Source organism: Chamaesiphon minutus PCC 6605 (genome assembly GCF_000317145.1).
Taxonomy (GTDB): domain Bacteria; phylum Cyanobacteriota; class Cyanobacteriia; order Cyanobacteriales; family Chamaesiphonaceae; genus Chamaesiphon; species Chamaesiphon minutus.
The window spans coordinates 682,232-701,128 of the sequence record NC_019697.1 but is presented as its reverse complement, the minus strand read 5'-3'; the positions used below and the strand labels follow the sequence as shown (position 1 = coordinate 701,128).

Here is an 18,897-nt window from a genome sequence, read left to right as displayed (position 1 = left end):
CTATATTAAAGGATCGGCTGTAAAAATCAAATTGGACTATTTGAAGCTTGAGATTGCATCGTATTGGTGTAGAGCTGGAGGTGAATCGATAGCTATGACAGATAGTAACCGATCCAAAATTGGGGGATGGCTGAGGATGAATAGCAGTGTAAATCGCAGTGAGGCTAAAGTTGAAGTCGATCTCTACCGCATCAATCGGCTCTGGCATCGGTACCTCTCTACCAAAGCATGATTAATTATCAGCCATCACAATGATTGCATCGATCGGCAACTGTGGCTCAAAATTTTAGCGATGAGTGGATGGGCTGACAAATTTCGTGACTCGCACGTCAGCGAAATCGTTGGGGTAGCCTCTTGGCGAGGAGAAGTGAGTCGAAGTGTGGACTATACCACCGGAGGATGTTCTTGGTTGGCTCCAGCTACGATGGGAGCGATTACGCAGCTAGAATATCCATACATTCACATTCCCACTGAGAACTCAAACAAGCAACTTTAAGTTACTACATCTCGCGCGGGATCGAGCGACGATACATCTCGCACAGATGGGCAATAATGTCAATTAGCGTCAGGCGGTAATCTAGCAAAATTTCCTCGCTACGTCCTTCCAATTTTAACTGGTCTGAGAATTCTTCCATCAATTCCATGTGAATCTTGACAATTTCCGACACGGCAAGATCTCTAAAGAAAACAGCACTAACGAATTCATCGATCTGGAGATCGATCTGCGTACTGTCGGCAAAATATTCGAGGACGATGTGGCGATACTGTAATTTTAATGCGTCGAGTAGCTCTTGCTTCTGACGGCGATCGAGATGGCGGAAAAATTGGCTTGGATTGCGTCTGTAGTACACTGCCAGATATCCCAAGCGTTCGGTAAGTTTCTGCGACAAGCGGCTTTGCTGTTGGCGCAAAAAGTTTGGTTCGGGGATATGCTGTTGAGTCTCAACCTTTGCAGGTCGCTCTTGACGAGTAGCTGAGGGAATGGGCGTGAGATTCAAAAACTTGGCAATTGCTTTATCAATAGCGATACCCATCTCGGACATCTGGGTAACTGCTAAAGTTACTTCTGATGGCTGGTAAATATAACTGCTAGAGGCAGACGAATTGGCAACCGCCAGCGGCTCGTGGCTTGGTAAATTGTCTGGACTCAATCGATGTACGATAACTACAGGCAAAATCAGTCCCCGCACGTACAGAGCCTCGATGGCCGGGAGAAGTTGGTGTTCCGAGTAAAAAACCAAGCAATCTAGCTCGTATTTTACCCGTTCGACGTAATCTAAAAATTCTGCTCGATCGGTGAAATACTTGACCGCGTAACGCTCGACACTTAAATTTTGACCCAACAGCGCAAATAAATCCGCAGAGTCAGCCAAAACTGCAATTGTGAGAGAACCAGACAAAATAATTTACACTCGCTAAGGGTGCTAACAACTAGCTACATCATATCGATCGAAGTACTAGCAATTAACCATAGAGTCTCTTCTAGTTAGCAAAGTTTAGATACTTCGATCGGTTCGCGACCTGGTAGATAATACAACAGCACTAACATTTACCAAAATCCCAACCCAGATAAACTTAATGTTTATTTCACAATCATAGCACCGAGATTCCACAAACAGTAGCCTCATTTCTAAAAATTGTGACAATTGGCTATCGATCGCGACAAGATCCAGTATGGGTGGATGGGTGGATGGGTAATGGGTAATGAATTTTGGATTGCGGATTGCGGATTGCGGATTGCGGATTGAAAATCTCATCCCAATCTCCCAATCTCCCACTCTCCCACTCTCCCCCTCTCCCAACTCCCCAAAATTACAACTTCAAAGACTCAGTATTCACCTTCGATTCTCTGGCGAGGGCAACTTTACCAGTACGGGCGATTTCCTTGATTCCAAATTTCTGTAAAACTTGGACGATCGCGACAATCTTACCCGGATCGCCGACGACTTCCAACGTCAGCGCATCTTCAGCTACATCGACCACTCGCGCCCGAAAGATATGTGCCAGTTCGATAATTTCCGATCGATGCGTGCTAGTTGCATTAACTTTAAGCAGCATCAATTCGCGCTCTACGCAAGGCACATCGGTAATATCTAGTACCTTAAAAATATTCACCAGCTTATAGAGCTGCTTCGTCAGTTGCTCGATCGCGCGATCGTCCCCATTAATTACCATTGTCACCCGCGAGCGACCTTCTTGCTCCGCAGGCCCAACCGCCAGACTTTCGATATTAAAGCCCCTCCGGGCAAATAATCCCGCAATCCGGGTCAGCACTCCAGCTTCATCTTCAACCAACACAGATAGAGTATGTTTCATCGCAAACTTAGGTATGAGGTGTTAGGTATTAGGTGTTAGGTGTTAGGTATTAGGTCGGTAACTACTATATGTCTTTCTTTCTAACACCCCAAGCCTAAAGCCTAAAGCCTAACACCTAACTATCGCGTTATATTGTCCCACAATTCTCGATTGTCACAATCTTAAAAAAAATGTAGTCATCTGCGGATTTGACTGTAAATACCCCGCATAATGGATAGGGTTTATGTTTTTATAGGGAGTATTACGATCGTGGGTTTCTTCAAAAAATTATTTGGAATGGAAAAGCCAGCAAATGCTGAAGTCAATCCAGCTCCTGCTGCTGACGCTACCGATCCAGAAACAGGTGGAGAAGTAGCTCCAGAGCGGATGGGAGTTAATGGTGAATACGACCAAAGCGGTCTAGCCAAACGAGTCGCCATCGCTTTTGATGAAGACGCATCCGTCACTGATGTCGATACGCTCTGGGTGGCTCAAACTGGCAGCAGTGTTGTACTCAAAGGTTCCGTCCCCAGCCAAGATATTCTCGATAAAATGGTCGAGCTGGCTAGTGGTGTCTCTGGAGCTAGCGATGTCAACATCGACCAAGTAACAGTGGGTTAAACCATTTTCACTCCATCCTGTAGCCGCTTTCAGCCACTGGTGGTAGACTCTCAGGCCGATCTAGCGTTTGCCAACTCAGATCTGCGCCAGACTCTACCGCTGCGGCTATAGTCTCAGCCGCCGTACTAGCAGAGCGAAATTGTTTCGTTGCCAGCGAGTCTAGCCAAGTGCGAATCTGACAATTAACTACCTCCGGAATCTCATCGTGGGCGCAATGTCCGGCGGCTTCAAGATTTACCAATTCTAGTAGCGGATTCAATTTAAGCAAGATTGCCGCCGTTCCCTGTGGGATCATCCGATCGTCACTACCCCACAGCAATAACATCGGTATCTGCATTTGCGGCAACAACTTCCGAATATTGGGCGAAAACTTACTACTGGTCATCCCTTGCATAATTCGCACAAAAGCCGCTGGAGCCTCGCGTTCGAGTGCTGGGGTCAGAAACAGATCGAGTAATTCATCCGTGACACGCTCGGGATTGGCATAGGCAATCTTAGCCCATTTCCGCGCCACGTTAGGCCGACTCACTACCCGAAATAAGGCATGGAGGAGCGGCGGATTGAGGATAACTTTCTTGACGCCATTAACCAAAGGTTGAAGCGATCGTGGAATCAATTCCTGTTCTGCCGACAAATCTGGCAAACTCACCATTACCAGCGTCGCCGCCATTTCTGGATGCTTGGCCGCAGCTACCAAAGCCACTAACGAACCGATCGAGTTACCAACCAAAATTAACGGACGACCGATAAAAGTTTGCCAAAAGTCATACACCTGATCGGCCCATAAGTCGATATCGTACTCGATATTCGGCTTGCGCGAGCCACCCCAACCGACGAGATCCAATCCATACACGGTATGTTCGGCGGCCAAAAATTCGAGATTGTGTTGCCAATGACCGATCGACGCACCAAAGCCATGTAGTAATAGCACTGGGGGCGCACTACTCGCCGCCGTACTACATCGCTGGTAAGTGTACCGAGTTTGCCAACCCCGCCACACCCAATCGCGCTGATTTCCGACCTTTTGATGCCAAGTCCGCAACATACTCTCTCCTCTGGTGCCCATCGATCGCCAATCTGGTAAAAAAGACAAAAATTAAGCTTAAAAAATATTAAACTTATGCTCCCAATATAAAGAATCTGGGTAAAATAGTTGTATAAGCTAAATATTGCTAGATATCTTAGTTTAGACCGATTTTACAGCGAGCTGTAATTGAGGATAACCATACCACTTACCCACCAGAACCTCCCATTCCTATTAAATCACCCATCATCGAAAAAAGACGCACCCGCGATCTTCCTCAAATCAACGAACGCATTCGCTTCCCGCAGATTCGCGTTATTGGTACCGACGGCGAACAGCTCGGAATTCTCACGCCCAGAGAGGCGCAAGAGATAGCGGATGAAAACGGACTAGATTTAGTTCTCGTCAGTGACAAGGCCGACCCACCCGTGTGCCGGATTATGGACTACGGGAAGTATAAGTTTGAACTAGAAAAGAAAGCAAGAGAAGCGAAGAAGAAGCAACATACTTCCGAACTCAAAGAAGTCAAAATGCGCTACACGATCGAGGAACATGACTACCAAGTACGAGTTAGTCAAGCCGATCGATTTATTAAAGCTGGCGATAAAGTCAAAGCAACTATTACTTTTCGCGGTCGGGAGATCCAACATAGCGATCTCGCCGAAAAAGTGCTCAAACGTATGGCCGACGACCTGAAGGAAATTGCCGAAGTTCAGCAATTCCCCAAAAAAGAGGGTCGGAATATGATGATGATCCTGTCTCCGAAAAAAGCTGGCTAGATCCTGGCTTTACTCGATGGGTGAAAGTCGATCGGCTGAAGTACGCTTAGAGTATTACGGTAGGTTAACAAGAAATAATATTTTACAATTCCTGATTTCAGGCAGTTAGACTCAGTATCTAGCTGCCTTTTTTAGGTGCCATAACCGTTACGGTTGTATAGATCCCTCTCGATGGTACACATATAAAAGACTCTTATCACGATCGTCAAAAGATCGAAACCAAAACTTATACACTTGCTGATATAGTTAGTTTTAACAAGAAACGTCAACTGGTTCCTGAAGGTTAGGAAATTTATGGCTTACGCGCAAACTCAAACTCAGGCGAAATCTGGGTATAAGGCTGGTGTACAAGACTATCGTTTAACTTACTACACTCCCGACTATACTCCCAAAGATACAGACTTACTCGCAGCTTTTCGGATGACTCCCCAACCTGGAGTTCCCGCAGAAGAAGCTGCTGCTGCTGTAGCCGCTGAGTCTTCCACAGGTACCTGGACCACTGTTTGGACTGACTTGCTTACCGATCTCGATCGGTACAAAGGTCGTTGTTATCACATCGAACCAGTTCAAGGTGAAGACAATCAATATTTTTGCTTTATTGCCTATCCTTTAGATTTATTTGAAGAAGGTTCTGTCACCAACATGCTTACCTCATTAGTAGGTAACGTATTTGGTTTCAAAGCCCTACGTGCATTACGTTTAGAAGACTTACGTATTCCTGTTGCTTATCTTAAGACCTTCCAAGGGCCTCCTCACGGGATCACCGTCGAGCGCGATAAATTAAATAAATATGGTCGTCCGTTGTTGGGTTGTACGATCAAACCCAAACTCGGTCTATCTGCTAAAAACTATGGTCGGGCGGTATATGAAGTTCTCCGTGGCGGTCTAGATTTAACCAAAGACGACGAAAACATCAACTCTCAACCCTTCATGCGTTGGCGCGACAGATTCTTGTTCGTTCAAGAAGCTATCGAAAAAGCACAAGCAGAAACTGGCGAAATCAAAGGTCACTACCTCAACGTGACCGCGCCAACTAACGAGCAAATGATGGAACGCGCTCAATTCGCTAAAGAAATTGGCACGCCCATCATCATGCATGACTTCTTGACTGGTGGTTTTACTGCCAACACTTCCTTGGCGAAGTGGTGTCAAGCTAACGGCATCCTCCTGCACATTCACCGCGCAATGCACGCAGTAATCGATCGTCAAAAAAATCATGGTATCCACTTCCGCGTTTTGGCTAAATGCTTGCGGATGTCTGGTGGGGATCACCTTCACTCCGGTACTGTTGTAGGTAAACTCGAAGGCGAAAAAGGTATCACCATGGGTTTTGTAGACCTAATGCGTGAAAACTACATCGAAGAAGATCGCTCTCGCGGTATTTTCTTCACCCAAGATTGGGCTTCCATGCCTGGTGTATTCCCAGTTGCTTCTGGTGGTATCCACGTTTGGCACATGCCTGCATTGGTAGAAATCTTCGGCGATGACTCTTGCCTCCAATTTGGTGGTGGTACTGCTGGACACCCATGGGGTAATGCTCCTGGTGCCACAGCTAACCGCGTCGCACTTGAAGCTTGTATTCAAGCTCGGAACGAAGGTCGTAACCTGATGCGTGAAGGTGGCGATGTCCTCCGTGAAGCTGGTAAATGGTCTCCTGAGCTAGCTGTTGCACTCGAACTCTGGAAAGAGATCAAGTTTGAATTTGAAGCAATGGATACTCTGTAGAAGTAGTTGATAGTTGATAGTTGATAGTTGATAGCGAATTAGTAGTAAGTACAGTTAGCTAAACACTATTTATAATCTCTTCACTTTTCGGTAATGGATCGCAAACAAGTTGCCAAAGCTACGACTAAAGTTATCTCTAGCTACTTGACTTATCAAGCAGTGCAGAGCGTTCTGGCCGAATTGACTGAAATGAATCCGCCTTTAGCACTGTGGCTGCGCGGTTTTTCCGGTCAACAAATTCTCCAAGATGGCGAAGTCTATTTGCACGCACTCTTGGCGCAAAACCAGGAGTTAGCCTTCAGGATTATGACTGTAAGAGAACATTTGGTCGAAGACATCATGGAAGATCTGCCAGAAATGGTATTTCATGACATCAAACTCAAAAATAGCCAGTATCGCAAGCAGCAGCTAGAGAAGCTCTCGCAGCTATCCATTACCGAACCAAGTAGCCCGATCGAATCATCGTCTGAATAACTAAAAGTTGTAAAGACATCCTCTCATCTCAACATATTTAGCCGTAGAGCAAATAGAAATGCAAACTTTACCTTTCGCCCGTCGCTTTGAGACTTTTTCCTACTTGCCACCATTGAGCGATGCTCAAATTGCTAAACAACTGCAATATATGCTCGATCAAGGCTATATTCCTGGTGTTGAGTTCAGCCAAGATTCAGAGCCTACCCAGCACTACTGGACACTTTGGAAGTTACCTTTATTCAACGCTACTACTACTAACGAAATTTTAGCTGAAGTGCGTGCTTGCCGTAGTGAATACGGTCATTGTTTCGTTCGGGTTGTTGGTTTTGACAACATCAAACAGTGTCAAGTTTTGAGCTTTATCGTTCACAAGCCATAGTCGAGCGATTCAGCTACCTGTAGTTCTAACTTTTTGGAACTAATATTACTTAAGAGAGCAGAGAATTAATTTTCTGCTCTCTTTTTTATTGAGCTGGTGAGAAATTTTACAAAGAAAATTGTAAGCTTACTGAGCAATAGCACAGAGAGAACTGGGTACTATTAGGCTATAATTGCGATACATCTTGTCGTAGGATACGCTTGTAATCTTTACCCAGAAAACCACATGAAAAGATTTTTAATTGTTGGTGGGCTAATTATTGCCTCTACTCTAGCTCCAGTCAAGGCGATCGCGGCTACATTCAGTCAATTAGTTGTTTACGGAGATAGTCTTTCCGATCTTGGGCGAGCCGCTGCTGCAACAAGTGCTTTTCCGCCTGGATCGCAATTTCCAGCTTATACCAATGGAGGTGGCAGATTTTCTAATGGGCCAATTTGGGTCGAGTATCTAGCCGCTAGATTAGGTATTCCTTCTACTCCTAGTACTAATTTTGCGATCGGTGGTGCTAAAACTAGTACAATCAATATTGGGCAACCTGCACCTGGCTTCATTGGCATCCAGACACAAGTAACAGATAATGCTATTAACGATCCTGCGGCACTTTATGTCATTTGGGGGGGAGCTAATGATTACTTATCTTCAACTCCAGCCGATCCCGCAAATCCCATCCAAACTATCGCTAATTTGACTGGTGAAATTAATACTTTAATCGGGCGCGGAGCCACTAATATTTTAATTCCAAATTTACCAAATTTAGGTGCGCTACCCAGTACCCGAAATCTTGGTGCCGTGGCAGTCGGTTTGAATAATTTAACCGCAGCGCATAATGCTGGCTTGGCGACGGCTATTTCTAATTTAAGTTTAGCTAATCCGACTGTAACATTAAACTTATTGAATGTTAACTCTTTGTTCGACGACGTTGTTGCCAGTCCAAGCAGTTTTGGATTTACCGATGTGACGACTCAATGTATTACAATTAGTTCGCTCTGTACCAATCCAAATACTAATCTGTTTTGGGATGATATTCATCCAACAACAGCCACACATAAGCTAATTGGCGATTTGGCATTTAATACCGTATCGCCTACGGCTGTGCCCGAACCGATGACTGTAGTAGGTTCGTTGATGGCTTTTGGCTCGGCGATCGCCTTCAAGCGCAAACTCAAACCAGCAGATGTAACAGCAAAAGAACTGGTAGAGAGTAACTAAAATTCTCCAAATTCTATCTTCAAACAGGAGGAGTAGTCGATCGATTGCCCCTTCTGTTATCGATCGCGCGTCAGTGGAAAACTTCACTATGATTGTTAAATATTTAACAAACATCTTCTCAGATCGTACCGATGAATAGCGAAGATTGGAATAGATACAATCGAACTATGATGCGGCTGCAACTTGTCGCCTAAATACTCCGATAATCGCGAGCCAGACAGCCAGATGAAAATATTTTTAATCGTTGGTGGGTTACTTCTGGGTTACAGCCTTATGCCAGTTCGCGCGATCGCGGCAACTTTCAGCCAAATAGTCGTGTACGGGGATAGTCTCTCAGATGTCGGCAATGCCGCAGCGAAAGGGGCGATCGCGCCATACAAAAGTCAGGGACGGTTTTCTAACGGCAAACTCTGGATTGAATACCTCGCAGATAGATTAGGCATCGGGATCGATCGCCGTCAAATTTTTGCTGAGGGGGGCGCGACAACTGGCACGACTAACGTCGGTCAAGATTATATTCCTAACTTGCAGGGAATCTCTCAACAGGTGAAAAATAATCCAATTAGCGACCCCAAGGCACTATATGTAATTTGGGGTGGAGCTAATGATTATTTGCGAGCCACGCCAGCAAGTATACCAGATCCCAAAGTCACGCTCGCTAATTTGAACCGCGAGATGGGGATTCTCATTGCTCGTGGTGCTAAAAATATCTTGGTTGTAAATCTCCCCAATCTCGGCACGCTACCTAGTACCCGCAATCAGCCTGCGGCTTCACAACTAAATTTGTTAACGCAAGCACATAACGCTGGTTTAGCGGCAAGTATCGATACGTTAAGACAAACAAACTCTGGGGTAAAATTAATTTTGGTGGATGTTAATACTGCATTTAGTCAGGCGATAAGCGACCCGCGTGGTTATGGATTTGATAATGTCACAGATGGCTGCTTTTCGGTTGGCTGTAAAACGCCTAATACATATTTATTTTGGGATAGTATTCATCCGACGACAGCCGGACATAAGATCGTTGGCGATTTGGCATTTCAGGCTGTCTCAGTTCCTACTGTCCCCCCACCGACAAGGCTAACGGTTTGGCTATCCATTTTGGGTTCGTCGATCGCGTTCAAACGCAAACTCCAACCAGCAGATTTAAAAGAGAACGAACTGATAGAAACTAATTAACATCGATCGATATATTAAGTGTGTAGCTGGATTCGATTGCCCAGATCGAGCCAATCTGTTAATTCGTGAATTAACCATTCTCGTTCTGGTTGAGTTAAGTTGAATTTGTCCAGACAAAATTGCTGATTTCCTGCCCAAATATTGAGATATGGTGGTACTGTAACTAGATTGCCATCACCATCCTTGGCATAAGTAAGCGGGACGAGTTCGACGCGATCGAGATAATGTCGGGGTGCAGTCGATGCCATACATTTCAATCCCAATATTACTGAAAATAGCGAAATTTTCGATCCGTCAATCCGTAGTTTATGGGTGCCGAATAGCTCGAAAATAATTCCCCAAATTAAGGCGGCACCAACCCACACAAAAGGAATCATAAAAAAGAGCATCATCCATCCCCCACTAATAAAAGTTACTAAACTAGCAAAAACAAACACGGAGGTGATGCCATTCCAAAAGACTGCGACGCCAAGCATTGGTATTATGCCAAGCGAGAAACCTTTTGGTGGGAGCGAGATTTCAAATACTCGATCGGTGATGTTCGATTTGATTTTGCTGCCAAAAGGCTGACGATCGATCGCGAGCACAGTATCTCGATTTGAATCGTTGAGAGCAATTAAAGCCTGTGTAGCCGATTGTAGCCGTAAATCTACACGGCATTCTGTCATGGATTTAAGCCAGTTAATCATGCCAGCAGAGAGATTGACTCGCTCGACAAAATCAATTTGCAGATCCTTTTGAAGCAATTCACTAGGATGTAGTCCGGTAGCCAGACAGATGATGGTGGCACCGAGGGCATAAAGATCGGATGCGGGTGTGGTATAACCACCAAACTGTTCGGGTGGCATGTAGCCATAAGTACCGACGACGGTAATGGTGCTGCCATTTGTAGCTGTTCGGACAGAGCCAAAATCAACTAGATAGACTTGTCCTGGGCTGTTGCCGCTTCTATCTCCAAGTAAAATATTACTAGGTTTGATATCTCGATGAATGACTGCGGGTTGACGATTGTGCAGATAATCGAGGATGGCGAGTAGCTGCTTGGCGATCGCAATTAGTTCTTCTTCACTAAAAGTCCGTCCGGCTTCGAGCCAATTTTGTAGAGATTTGGCTTCGATATAAGTTTGCACCAGCACAAAGCCTTTGCCGAGTTCGGTATCGACATCAAACCAGTCGAGATATTTGGGGATGGCGGGAAGATCGAGCGATTTGAGCACTTCCGCCTCGCGCTCGAACAGTTTTAGATCGTCCCAAGTGAAATCTACACCAAATAAGAGCAACTTGAGGATAACAGCTTGTTGTGTGTGCAAATCTCGCGCCAAAAACGTTCTTCTCCCAGTCTGACGACCGATTAAAGATTCAATTTGATATCGATCTCCCAAAACTCGATTTGTGATTAGTTCCATCGGTGACTAAATATTGGGTATTTAGATGTTTCACTAGCGCGGCGACACTAACGATCGCAACTAGATTTAATATCTTGATTGGGACGATCGATCGAGAATATGCAACAACGAGACTAAATTATTTATATACCGAACCCATATAATTACCCCATAACTGAGCGGCTTGCGCGCTACTACCTTTAGTGGGTGAATTATCATCATTACCCAACCACACGCCAGTAGTCACCTTTTTATCGGGAATAAAGCCGATAAACCACAGATCCACGTTATCATCTGTAGTCCCGGTTTTTCCGGCTTCCCCTAATCCGATCGCGGCATTTTTGCCAGTACCACTAGTGACGACGCTGCGCATCATCGTCGTTAGGGTATCGGCAACCTCAGCAGATAATACGCGTTGCGATTGGATATCCTTAGTTGCGTCGTACATCACCCGACAACTGCGAATTTGCTTGAGATCGCAATTACTTGTATCGTATACGCGCTTGATGACGCGCGGTCTGCGCCAGATGCCACGATCGGCAACAGCATTATAAGCTCCAGTAATCTCTAGCACATTGACCACGCTCTGTCCCAGCACGAGTGCGGGTACCTCGTCTAGTTTCGATTTAATCCCCATTTTTTGGGCGGTTTCGATGACTTTGGGCAAGCCGATATCGCGGGCGACTCTGAGCGCGATCGGATTTTCGGACAGGGTAAACCCCGTATACATATTTACCGCACCTGCCGCCCCGTGATTGCAAGCCGGAAATCTTCTACCCCCCCAGGAGAGCGGGTCGCAGGAATAGGTCTTTCCCGGCGAGATTCCCCCAGCGATAGCGGCGGCATAGCCAAAGAGTTTAAATGTCGATCCGGGCTGGCGTTGGGCGAGGACGGCACGATTGAATTGACTTTTCTGATAATCTATGCCGCCGACCATCGCTTTGACAATCCCAGTAGTACTATCGAGGGTCACGATCCCACCCTGCGAAAACCGATAGCTACCGCCAGCATTAGCCACATTTCGCCGCAATGCGGCTTCGGCTTTGGCCTGCATATTTAGATCCAGTCCGGTTTCGATCGCGAAATTACCTTCTTTGGCTGTCTCAGTGCCCAAAATTTCCTGTAGTTCCTGAAAGACATAGCTATAGACATAAGGTGCCTTGGTGTTAGTCGTCGGGGTGCAAGCTTCTTGTCGATAATTTAGCGTCGATCTACGCGCTTCCCGCGCTTCAGCTTGGGTAATGACGCCTGTTTCGAGCATTCTACCCAACACCAAATTCCGTCGTTCGATCGCTTTAGTGCCTTTGCGTCCTTGTTTATCTTCGATACAAGGGTTGAACATATTCGGCCCCGGCAGAATCCCGACTAACATGGCTGCTTCTGGCAGGGTCAAATCGCGAGCGGATTTGCCTAGATAATGTTGGGATGCGTCCTCAAAGCCGTTGGCATCATCGCCCAAAAAGACGCGATTGAGATAGGTGAGTAAAATTTTATCCTTACTATATGTGGCTTCCAATTTCAGCGCGACTACTGCTTCGCGCATTTTGCGGGCCAGATTGTCCTCTCGGCCTACATACGATCGAAATAAACTCCGCGCCACCTGCTGAGTTAGCGTACTCGCACCCTGAGTTAGTTTACCTTTTTGGCGTCCCACCACAATCGCCCGCCCGACACCCCACGGATCGATCCCAAAATGCCAATAAAAGCGACTATCTTCGGACGCAATCAGGGCTTTGGGTAGATGGGGCGAGAAGTCGGAGACATTTGCCAGATCTTTATGCGCGCCCGTTTTAGCCGGACGCAGCGGTTCTTCCATATCCTCCGCATATACCATCACTGGCCCATTGGCATCTGGGAGCGGATCGACATCAATTTTGGTGGATTCGGCCAGTACTCCTAACAAAATTAGGCTCAACAGTCCGCCAGTACCATATAAGCCATACCGCAACACCTTCAGGTATACAGGCGGCGGATCGAGATAAGTAATTTTGACTGCGGCTTTGAGTTCTGGGGGGCCGAGGGTAAATGTGTCACCATCCCTAAGCGTAATCCGATCGACCCGTTTTTTGCCCCGATAAATCCCATTAGTCGAACCTTCATCTTTAAGTAAAAAGGTCGTACCTTTTTTGCGATCTCGACTCAATGACAAGTGAACTTGGCTGACAACTTCATTACGCACGACAATATCGCAAGATTGCGAGCTACGTCCCAATACATACTTTTCGCCTAATAACGGAAAAATGTCTGGTTGCGGGGCGTCTGCATCTTGGACTAGCAGTTTGGGAACTCTGGCATTTGGCTTGAGAGCCAATCGGGTAAAGTTAACTTTAGTCCGCGCAACGGCTTGAGTAAGTTGAGCCAGGATTGTCTTTTTGGGAGGCTGAGAAGACATTTAAGGGACTGGGGGTTAGGGATTTAGCAACGAGGGACAATTTCCCAATTTATTATGTTTATTTTAGCCCACCCAGCTCGATGTCTACCTACGCAAAATTCAGGAGAATCGATCGACGATCCTCCTGAAATGTTAAATAGCTGAGTTTAGATCCTCAATTTACCGACTTTTACTCTTCAATCCGATCGATATACCGATCCCTAAAGACTTACTTTCAATTGCCAGATGCCAGCGATGCGCGCACTCCAATGCAATTAAACTGCTTCTTTAGCATTCCCTATTCGACCCGGGCGATCGTATCCATTTTTTTCATTACTACCAGGGCGTGGTTGAATTACACCAAAACCGCCATGATTTCGGCGATAAACGACATTAACTTCGCCAGTTTCGACGCTCCGATATACATAAAAATCATGATCTACTAGTTGCAATTGAGCCATTGCTTCTTCGATCGTCAGTGCCGATAGCGCAAAATATTTTGTCCGCACTACTTCTGCTGGTAATGTCGCCGATCGATTGTCGGTAAGATTATAATCTAATAATTCTAAATCTAACTCTTCACCAATATCTTTCAATCCCTCTGTGCGATCTTTTTTGGTAAAATTACGTTCTTTATACTTACGTAACTTTCGAGAAATCTTATCGGCAACTAGGTCTATACTTGCATATAAATGTTCGCTAGCTTCTTCAGCGCGGATGACTGCTCCATTGACATAAATTGTCACTTCAGCTACCTGTGCTGCCGCAATTCGGGGGTTTTTAGCAACTGATAGATTGATATCTATTTCGGTGGTAATTTGCTCGAAATGACTGACAGCCTTTTCGATTTTTTGATTTACATAGTCGCGGATCGCATCGGTAATTTCGATGTTCTTACTCTGGAGCACAAGCTTCATAAGCATCTCCCACTGGATATGATGTTGTAGTTAATGTTGAGAACGGCAGAAAAATCGTGGAAATTTCGGTTTCCTCTGTAGCGAATTTTACTCACCATGCTGACTAGATCGATTACACTGCCTAAGAGTTCGGCGTCAGCTTTTGTAAATGATTATCTCGTGTAGATAATTTAACTACCTCACCTTATTTGTGACTAACTATACAGTAGCATCTAATTCGATTGTCGCAACATTAGTGCGATCTCCCAGTCAAAATACTTTGCATTCTGTGACATTCATTTACATCTCTTACCATATCCCGGCTTATTTATAATTAATGTTAAATAGCAGACCATCTCGCTACTTAGCGGTCATCTTTAGGTATAGTTTGCAACAGCCCTAAAATCTCTATTCATACTTCTTCCCCGATTTACTCATATGATGACTACAGCCACAGTTCGCGTTCCAGCTACCACCGCTAACCTAGGGGCGGGATTTGACTGTATCGGTGCCGCCTTAAGCCTGTATAACGAGTTTGCCTTTACACCGATCGACACCGAGAGTCTAGTCATCGCCGTCCGGGGATTGGAAGCCGCTAGAGTTAACACCGATGCCAGCAACCTCGCCTATCAAGCCTTTGTCAAGCTCTACAGTAGAATAGATCGATCGCCCCCAGTCATCCAGCTTGAAATCAAACTAGGCGTACCCCTGGCCAGAGGATTGGGCAGTTCGGCAACCGCGATCGTCGGTGGCTTGCTCGGAGCCAATGCTTTAGCCGGAAACCCGCTCTCGCTTGCCGACATCATGCAGCTTGCGATCGAGATGGAAGGACATCCTGATAATGTAGTACCAGCACTAATCGGCGGATGCCGATTAGCCGCCACAGCAGCAAGCGGTTGGGCGATCGCCGATATACCTTGGCACGATAGCGTTGTACCTGTAGTAGCGATACCCGATTTTGAACTATCGACAGCAGAAGCCAGAAGCGTCCTACCCACTGACTACAGCCGCGCCGACGCGATCTTTAATACCGCCCACCTGGGCTTGATGGTGCGAGGTCTAGAAACCGGAAATCCCGAATGGCTCAGTGCCGCACTTGCCGATCGCCTCCACCAACCCTACCGTCAACAGCTAATTCCTGGCTACACCGACGTGGAGCGCGCGGTAGTTGCCGCTGGCGGCTATGGCATGGTCATTAGTGGTGCTGGCCCCACATTACTAGCCCTGACGACCGCAGAACGAGCCGATGCAGTAGCCACAGCCATGACCGACGCCTGGGCAACCCATAACATTCAAGCCCAAGCTCAACCGCTGCCAGTAGATATGCAAGGAGCGGTATGTAGTTAACTCAAGTTGCTACCTAAACTCACAGCGGTTAAAACCGCCGCTTGTGATGCAAAGTCCGCCTACGCGGACTGAATTATTAACCGAACCGTATTGCGCCTACGCGGACTAATAATTCAGTCCGCGTAGGCGGACTTTGCAGCATTAGCCACGACTTCTAGTCGTTGGCTCTCTAGTAACTAGCAACTTGGGTTAGTTAATTGAGAATTGAGAATTGCGGATTCGATCGCTTCATGAATTACCCCTACCGATGGTTTCATACTTCAATCCAGCAACGCCACTGGCGTTGCTGAATCACATTGTGGAATAACGCAGCGGTGAGCGGGAAGTTGACTGACATAGCTTAGTTACGAGCCGCGATCTCTGTCATAATCATTTCATTTTTCTTAGCATTATGTTAACTTTAGAAATATGAGATAATTATGAAACGTTGTCATGGGTCGTAAACTCGGACTAAACTACGCCTGGAATAAACCCACAGCCGACACCCATCGATCGCGGCAGCCTCTCAACATAGCCGTCCCCAAACAACAGACAATCGCCGGACTGGCATTATTACTGACGCTCTGGCTCAGCGGCTGCACCTCACCAGCCAACCGCACCACACCAACCGATCGTAAAGTAGTTTTAACAACCTTTACCGTCATCGCCGACATGGCACGCAACGTTGCAGGCGATAAAGTAAACGTAGAATCGATCGTCAAACCCGGTGCTGAAATCCACGGTTACGAACCCACCCCCAGCGACCTAGCCAGAGGACAAAACGCAACCGCAATCTTGGATAACGGCCTCAATTTAGAACGATGGGCGGCCAGATTTTACAACAGTTTGCCCAAAGTACCCCAGACTACCCTGAGCGAGGGAGTCGAACCAGTCTCGATTGCCAGCGATGCCTCCAAAGGTAAACCCAACCCTCACGCCTGGATGTCTCCCAAAAACGCCCTGATTTACGTCGAGAACATCCGTAAAGCTTTGAGCAAAATCGATCCGGCTAACGCCAAAACCTACGACACCAACGCCGCAACTTACAGCCAACAAATTCGGGCACTCGATACCAAACTCAAACAAGCCGTTGCCAAGATTCCGGCTGACAAACGTTACCTAGTTAGTTGCGAAGGTGCATTTACCTACATTGCCCGCGACTATGGACTCACTGAAGTCTACATCTGGCCAGTTAACGCCGAACAACAAGCCACACCCAAACAAGTCGAACGAGTCATCGATACCGTCAGAGCCAAACAGATTCCCACCGTATTTTGTGAAAGCACCGTCGATAATCGCGCGCAGCGACAGGTAGCCAAAGAAACAGGTGCAAAATTTGGCGGTGTATTTTATGTCGATTCGCTCTCCCCACCGAATGGCCCCGCGCCAACTTATTTAAAACTATTGGAATACAACATTAATATGCTGATAAAGGGAATGACAATCAAATGAACGCAATTGGAATTGACATCAAAAATGTAACTGTTGCTTATCACGGTAAAGTCGCCCTTCATAGTGCATCGCTGCAACTTCAGAGCGGTTCGATTTGTGGGCTAGTGGGGATGAATGGAGCGGGAAAATCGACTCTATTTAAAGCAATTATGGGGTTTGTCAAACCCGCTACTGGTAGAATTTTAGTTAACGGGTTACCGATTCATAAAGCGCAGAAAAATAATCTCGTCGCCTACGTACCCCAGTCCGAAGAAGTAGACTGGAACTTCCCCGTTAGCGTTGCCGACGTAGTGATGATGGGGCGATATGGATATATGAATATCTTGCGAATTCCTGGATCTAGAGATAAGCAAGCAGTTAGAGAAAGCTTAGAACGCGTGCAGATGTGGGCTTTACGCGATCGACAAATTGGCGAATTATCTGGCGGGCAAAAGAAACGGACATTTTTTGCTAGGGCACTAGCGCAGCAAGCCCAAGTTTTATTATTAGACGAACCATTTGCAGGTGTAGATGTCAAGACCGAAAAAATGTTAATTGACTTACTCCTCCAATTGCGAGAACGCGGACATACAATTCTAATTTCAACTCACGATTTAGCCTCAATTAAAACATTTTGCGATCGAGTGGTTCTCATCAATCGCAGTATTCTGGCATATGGTAATACCTCAGATGTATTTACTCCAGAAAATATTGCCCGTGCCTTCGATAATTCACTTGGAGATTTATCGAACCTTACCAGCCAGTTAAATAGCACAAATCGGGAGCTAGAATAATGGATTTAATTAGCTGGTTTGCCGCACCATTGCAATATGAGTTTATGGTGAAGGCAATTTTTGTCAGTGCCTTAGTCGGAATGGTGTGTGCGGCACTTTCTTGTTATATGACCCTCAAAGGATGGTCGCTAATGGGCGATGCTGTCTCTCATGCGGTGTTACCAGGGGTGGCTGTTGCCTATATGCTCAACATCCCCCTAGCCATTGGTGCGTTTGTATTTGGCGTCGGCTCGGTCATTGCGATCGGGTTTATTAAAGCTCAAACTAGAATTAAAGAAGATACGGTCATTGGGTTAGTATTTACCGGATTTTTTGCATTAGGTTTAGTCTTAATTTCTAAAGTGCGCAGCTCGATCGATCTGACGCATATTCTCTTTGGAAATGTCTTGGGAATTGCCGATGCTGATATCGTCCAGACCGTAATTATTAGTGGCATTACTTTAGTAGTACTGGCAATTTTGCGCAAAGACTTGATGCTATTTTGCTTCGATTCTACTCACGCTCGATCGATCGGCTTAAATACCACTTTCCTTTACTACGTTTTATTATCTTTACTTTCCCTCACCGCCGTCGCGGCACTGCAAACTGTAGGGATTATTCTCGTCGTAGCGATGTTAGTAACGCCTGGAGCGACGGCATATCTATTGACCGACAGGTTCGATATGATGATGTTAATTGCGATGGCATCGGGCATATTTTCGAGCGTGATGGGAACGTATATTAGTTACCATATCGACGGCTCGACAGGCGGCTGCATCGTCGTTTTGCAAACCTTATTATTTATCATTGCGATGATATTTGCACCCAAACATGGCTTATTAGCTAAATCACGCGAAGATCGAGCGGTTGCAGTTATAAAAAAGAAGTAATTAGCTCGGTAATCGATCGTCGAAACCTATAGGCTCTCTTGTGAGGAGATATCTAGGACGAGACGGCAGAAATGAAGCTACTATTTTTTGCCAACTCCCCGCTCCCCGCCAAATATGCCGTAGACTACTAGCTCGCACCA

The 18,897-nt window shown here is 46.1% G+C and carries 19 protein-coding genes; 13 read left to right on the top strand and 6 right to left on the bottom strand.

Annotation, left to right across the window (positions count from 1 at the left end):
* The first annotated feature begins 94 nt into the window (after positions 1 to 94).
* Together CHA6605_RS33550 and CHA6605_RS03270 are read left to right on the top strand one after the other, a co-directional pair.
* Positions 95 to 232 (top strand): hypothetical protein, encoded by a 138-nt coding sequence (locus tag CHA6605_RS33550; RefSeq protein WP_157259756.1) that lies wholly within the window; start codon positions 95 to 97, stop codon positions 230 to 232.
* 60 nt (positions 233 to 292) lie between these two features.
* On the top strand, positions 293 to 496 hold the full coding sequence (locus CHA6605_RS03270) for a hypothetical protein (protein WP_015158122.1): 204 nt from the start codon (positions 293 to 295) through the stop codon (positions 494 to 496).
* Positions 497 to 500: 4 nt separating this feature from the next.
* Here the strand turns inward: CHA6605_RS03270 and CHA6605_RS35365 are convergent, their stop codons facing one another.
* Complete coding sequence (locus CHA6605_RS35365) at positions 501 to 1,400, bottom strand: circadian clock protein KaiA (RefSeq protein ID WP_015158121.1); 900 nt, start codon at positions 1,398 to 1,400, stop codon at positions 501 to 503.
* Positions 1,401 to 1,812: 412 nt separating this feature from the next.
* Positions 1,813 to 2,316 carry an acetolactate synthase small subunit gene (gene ilvN, locus CHA6605_RS03260; RefSeq protein ID WP_015158120.1) on the bottom strand — a complete coding sequence of 168 codons (504 nt, stop codon included), beginning with the start codon at positions 2,314 to 2,316 and terminating at the stop codon, positions 1,813 to 1,815.
* Between the two features lie 249 nt (positions 2,317 to 2,565).
* Between ilvN and CHA6605_RS03255 the strand changes: the two genes are divergently transcribed.
* On the top strand, positions 2,566 to 2,916 hold the full coding sequence (locus CHA6605_RS03255) for a BON domain-containing protein (protein WP_041548656.1): 351 nt from the start codon (positions 2,566 to 2,568) through the stop codon (positions 2,914 to 2,916).
* A 7-nt stretch (positions 2,917 to 2,923) separates the two neighbouring features.
* On the opposite strand, the gene CHA6605_RS03250 is transcribed toward CHA6605_RS03255, so the two are convergent.
* Positions 2,924 to 4,009, bottom strand: coding sequence for an alpha/beta fold hydrolase (locus CHA6605_RS03250; protein ID WP_232432172.1), 1,086 nt, complete (start codon positions 4,007 to 4,009; stop codon positions 2,924 to 2,926).
* Between the two features lie 164 nt (positions 4,010 to 4,173).
* On the opposite strand from CHA6605_RS03250, the gene infC reads away from it, so the two are divergent.
* From infC to CHA6605_RS03220, 6 genes are all read left to right on the top strand, one after another.
* Positions 4,174 to 4,719, top strand: a complete 546-nt coding sequence (gene infC, locus CHA6605_RS03245) for a translation initiation factor IF-3 (RefSeq protein ID WP_315874934.1) — start codon at positions 4,174 to 4,176, stop codon at positions 4,717 to 4,719.
* Positions 4,720 to 5,013: 294 nt separating this feature from the next.
* Positions 5,014 to 6,444: a form I ribulose bisphosphate carboxylase large subunit gene (locus CHA6605_RS03240; RefSeq protein WP_015158116.1), complete on the top strand. Its 1,431-nt coding sequence runs from the start codon at positions 5,014 to 5,016 to the stop codon at positions 6,442 to 6,444.
* Positions 6,445 to 6,537: 93 nt separating this feature from the next.
* Complete coding sequence (gene rcbX / locus CHA6605_RS03235; protein WP_015158115.1) at positions 6,538 to 6,918, top strand: RuBisCO chaperone RbcX; 381 nt, start codon at positions 6,538 to 6,540, stop codon at positions 6,916 to 6,918.
* A gap of 58 nt (positions 6,919 to 6,976) precedes the next feature.
* Complete coding sequence (locus CHA6605_RS03230; RefSeq protein WP_015158114.1) at positions 6,977 to 7,297, top strand: ribulose bisphosphate carboxylase small subunit; 321 nt, start codon at positions 6,977 to 6,979, stop codon at positions 7,295 to 7,297.
* 225 nt (positions 7,298 to 7,522) lie between these two features.
* On the top strand, positions 7,523 to 8,506 hold the full coding sequence (locus CHA6605_RS03225; RefSeq protein ID WP_015158113.1) for a PEP-CTERM sorting domain-containing protein: 984 nt from the start codon (positions 7,523 to 7,525) through the stop codon (positions 8,504 to 8,506).
* A 225-nt stretch (positions 8,507 to 8,731) separates the two neighbouring features.
* Complete coding sequence (locus tag CHA6605_RS03220) at positions 8,732 to 9,685, top strand: SGNH/GDSL hydrolase family protein (RefSeq protein WP_015158112.1); 954 nt, start codon at positions 8,732 to 8,734, stop codon at positions 9,683 to 9,685.
* A 14-nt stretch (positions 9,686 to 9,699) separates the two neighbouring features.
* Here the strand turns inward: CHA6605_RS03220 and CHA6605_RS03215 are convergent, their stop codons facing one another.
* The 3 genes from CHA6605_RS03215 to hpf form a co-directional block, all read right to left on the bottom strand.
* Entirely contained in the window at positions 9,700 to 11,091 is a 1,392-nt protein-coding gene (locus CHA6605_RS03215) for a serine/threonine protein kinase (RefSeq protein WP_015158111.1), read from the bottom strand.
* Between the two features lie 118 nt (positions 11,092 to 11,209).
* Positions 11,210 to 13,462 carry a transglycosylase domain-containing protein gene (locus tag CHA6605_RS03210; protein ID WP_015158110.1) on the bottom strand — a complete coding sequence of 751 codons (2,253 nt, stop codon included), beginning with the start codon at positions 13,460 to 13,462 and terminating at the stop codon, positions 11,210 to 11,212.
* A 254-nt stretch (positions 13,463 to 13,716) separates the two neighbouring features.
* Entirely contained in the window at positions 13,717 to 14,358 is a 642-nt protein-coding gene (hpf, locus tag CHA6605_RS03205; protein WP_015158109.1) for a ribosome hibernation-promoting factor, HPF/YfiA family, read from the bottom strand.
* Between the two features lie 417 nt (positions 14,359 to 14,775).
* Between hpf and thrB the strand changes: the two genes are divergently transcribed.
* From thrB to CHA6605_RS03185, 4 genes are all read left to right on the top strand, one after another.
* Positions 14,776 to 15,684, top strand: coding sequence for a homoserine kinase (gene thrB, locus CHA6605_RS03200; protein ID WP_015158108.1), 909 nt, complete (start codon positions 14,776 to 14,778; stop codon positions 15,682 to 15,684).
* Between the two features lie 432 nt (positions 15,685 to 16,116).
* Positions 16,117 to 17,115 (top strand): metal ABC transporter substrate-binding protein, encoded by a 999-nt coding sequence (locus CHA6605_RS03195; RefSeq protein ID WP_015158107.1) that lies wholly within the window; start codon positions 16,117 to 16,119, stop codon positions 17,113 to 17,115.
* On the top strand, positions 17,112 to 17,888 hold the full coding sequence (locus CHA6605_RS03190; protein WP_015158106.1) for a metal ABC transporter ATP-binding protein: 777 nt from the start codon (positions 17,112 to 17,114) through the stop codon (positions 17,886 to 17,888). The genes CHA6605_RS03195 and CHA6605_RS03190 overlap by 4 nt, the downstream gene beginning before the upstream one ends.
* The gene (locus CHA6605_RS03185) at positions 17,888 to 18,757 is read left to right on the top strand and encodes a metal ABC transporter permease (RefSeq protein ID WP_015158105.1); all 870 of its coding nucleotides are present in this window, start codon (positions 17,888 to 17,890) and stop codon (positions 18,755 to 18,757) included. The genes CHA6605_RS03190 and CHA6605_RS03185 overlap by 1 nt, the downstream gene beginning before the upstream one ends.
* Positions 18,758 to 18,897 lie beyond the last annotated feature (140 nt).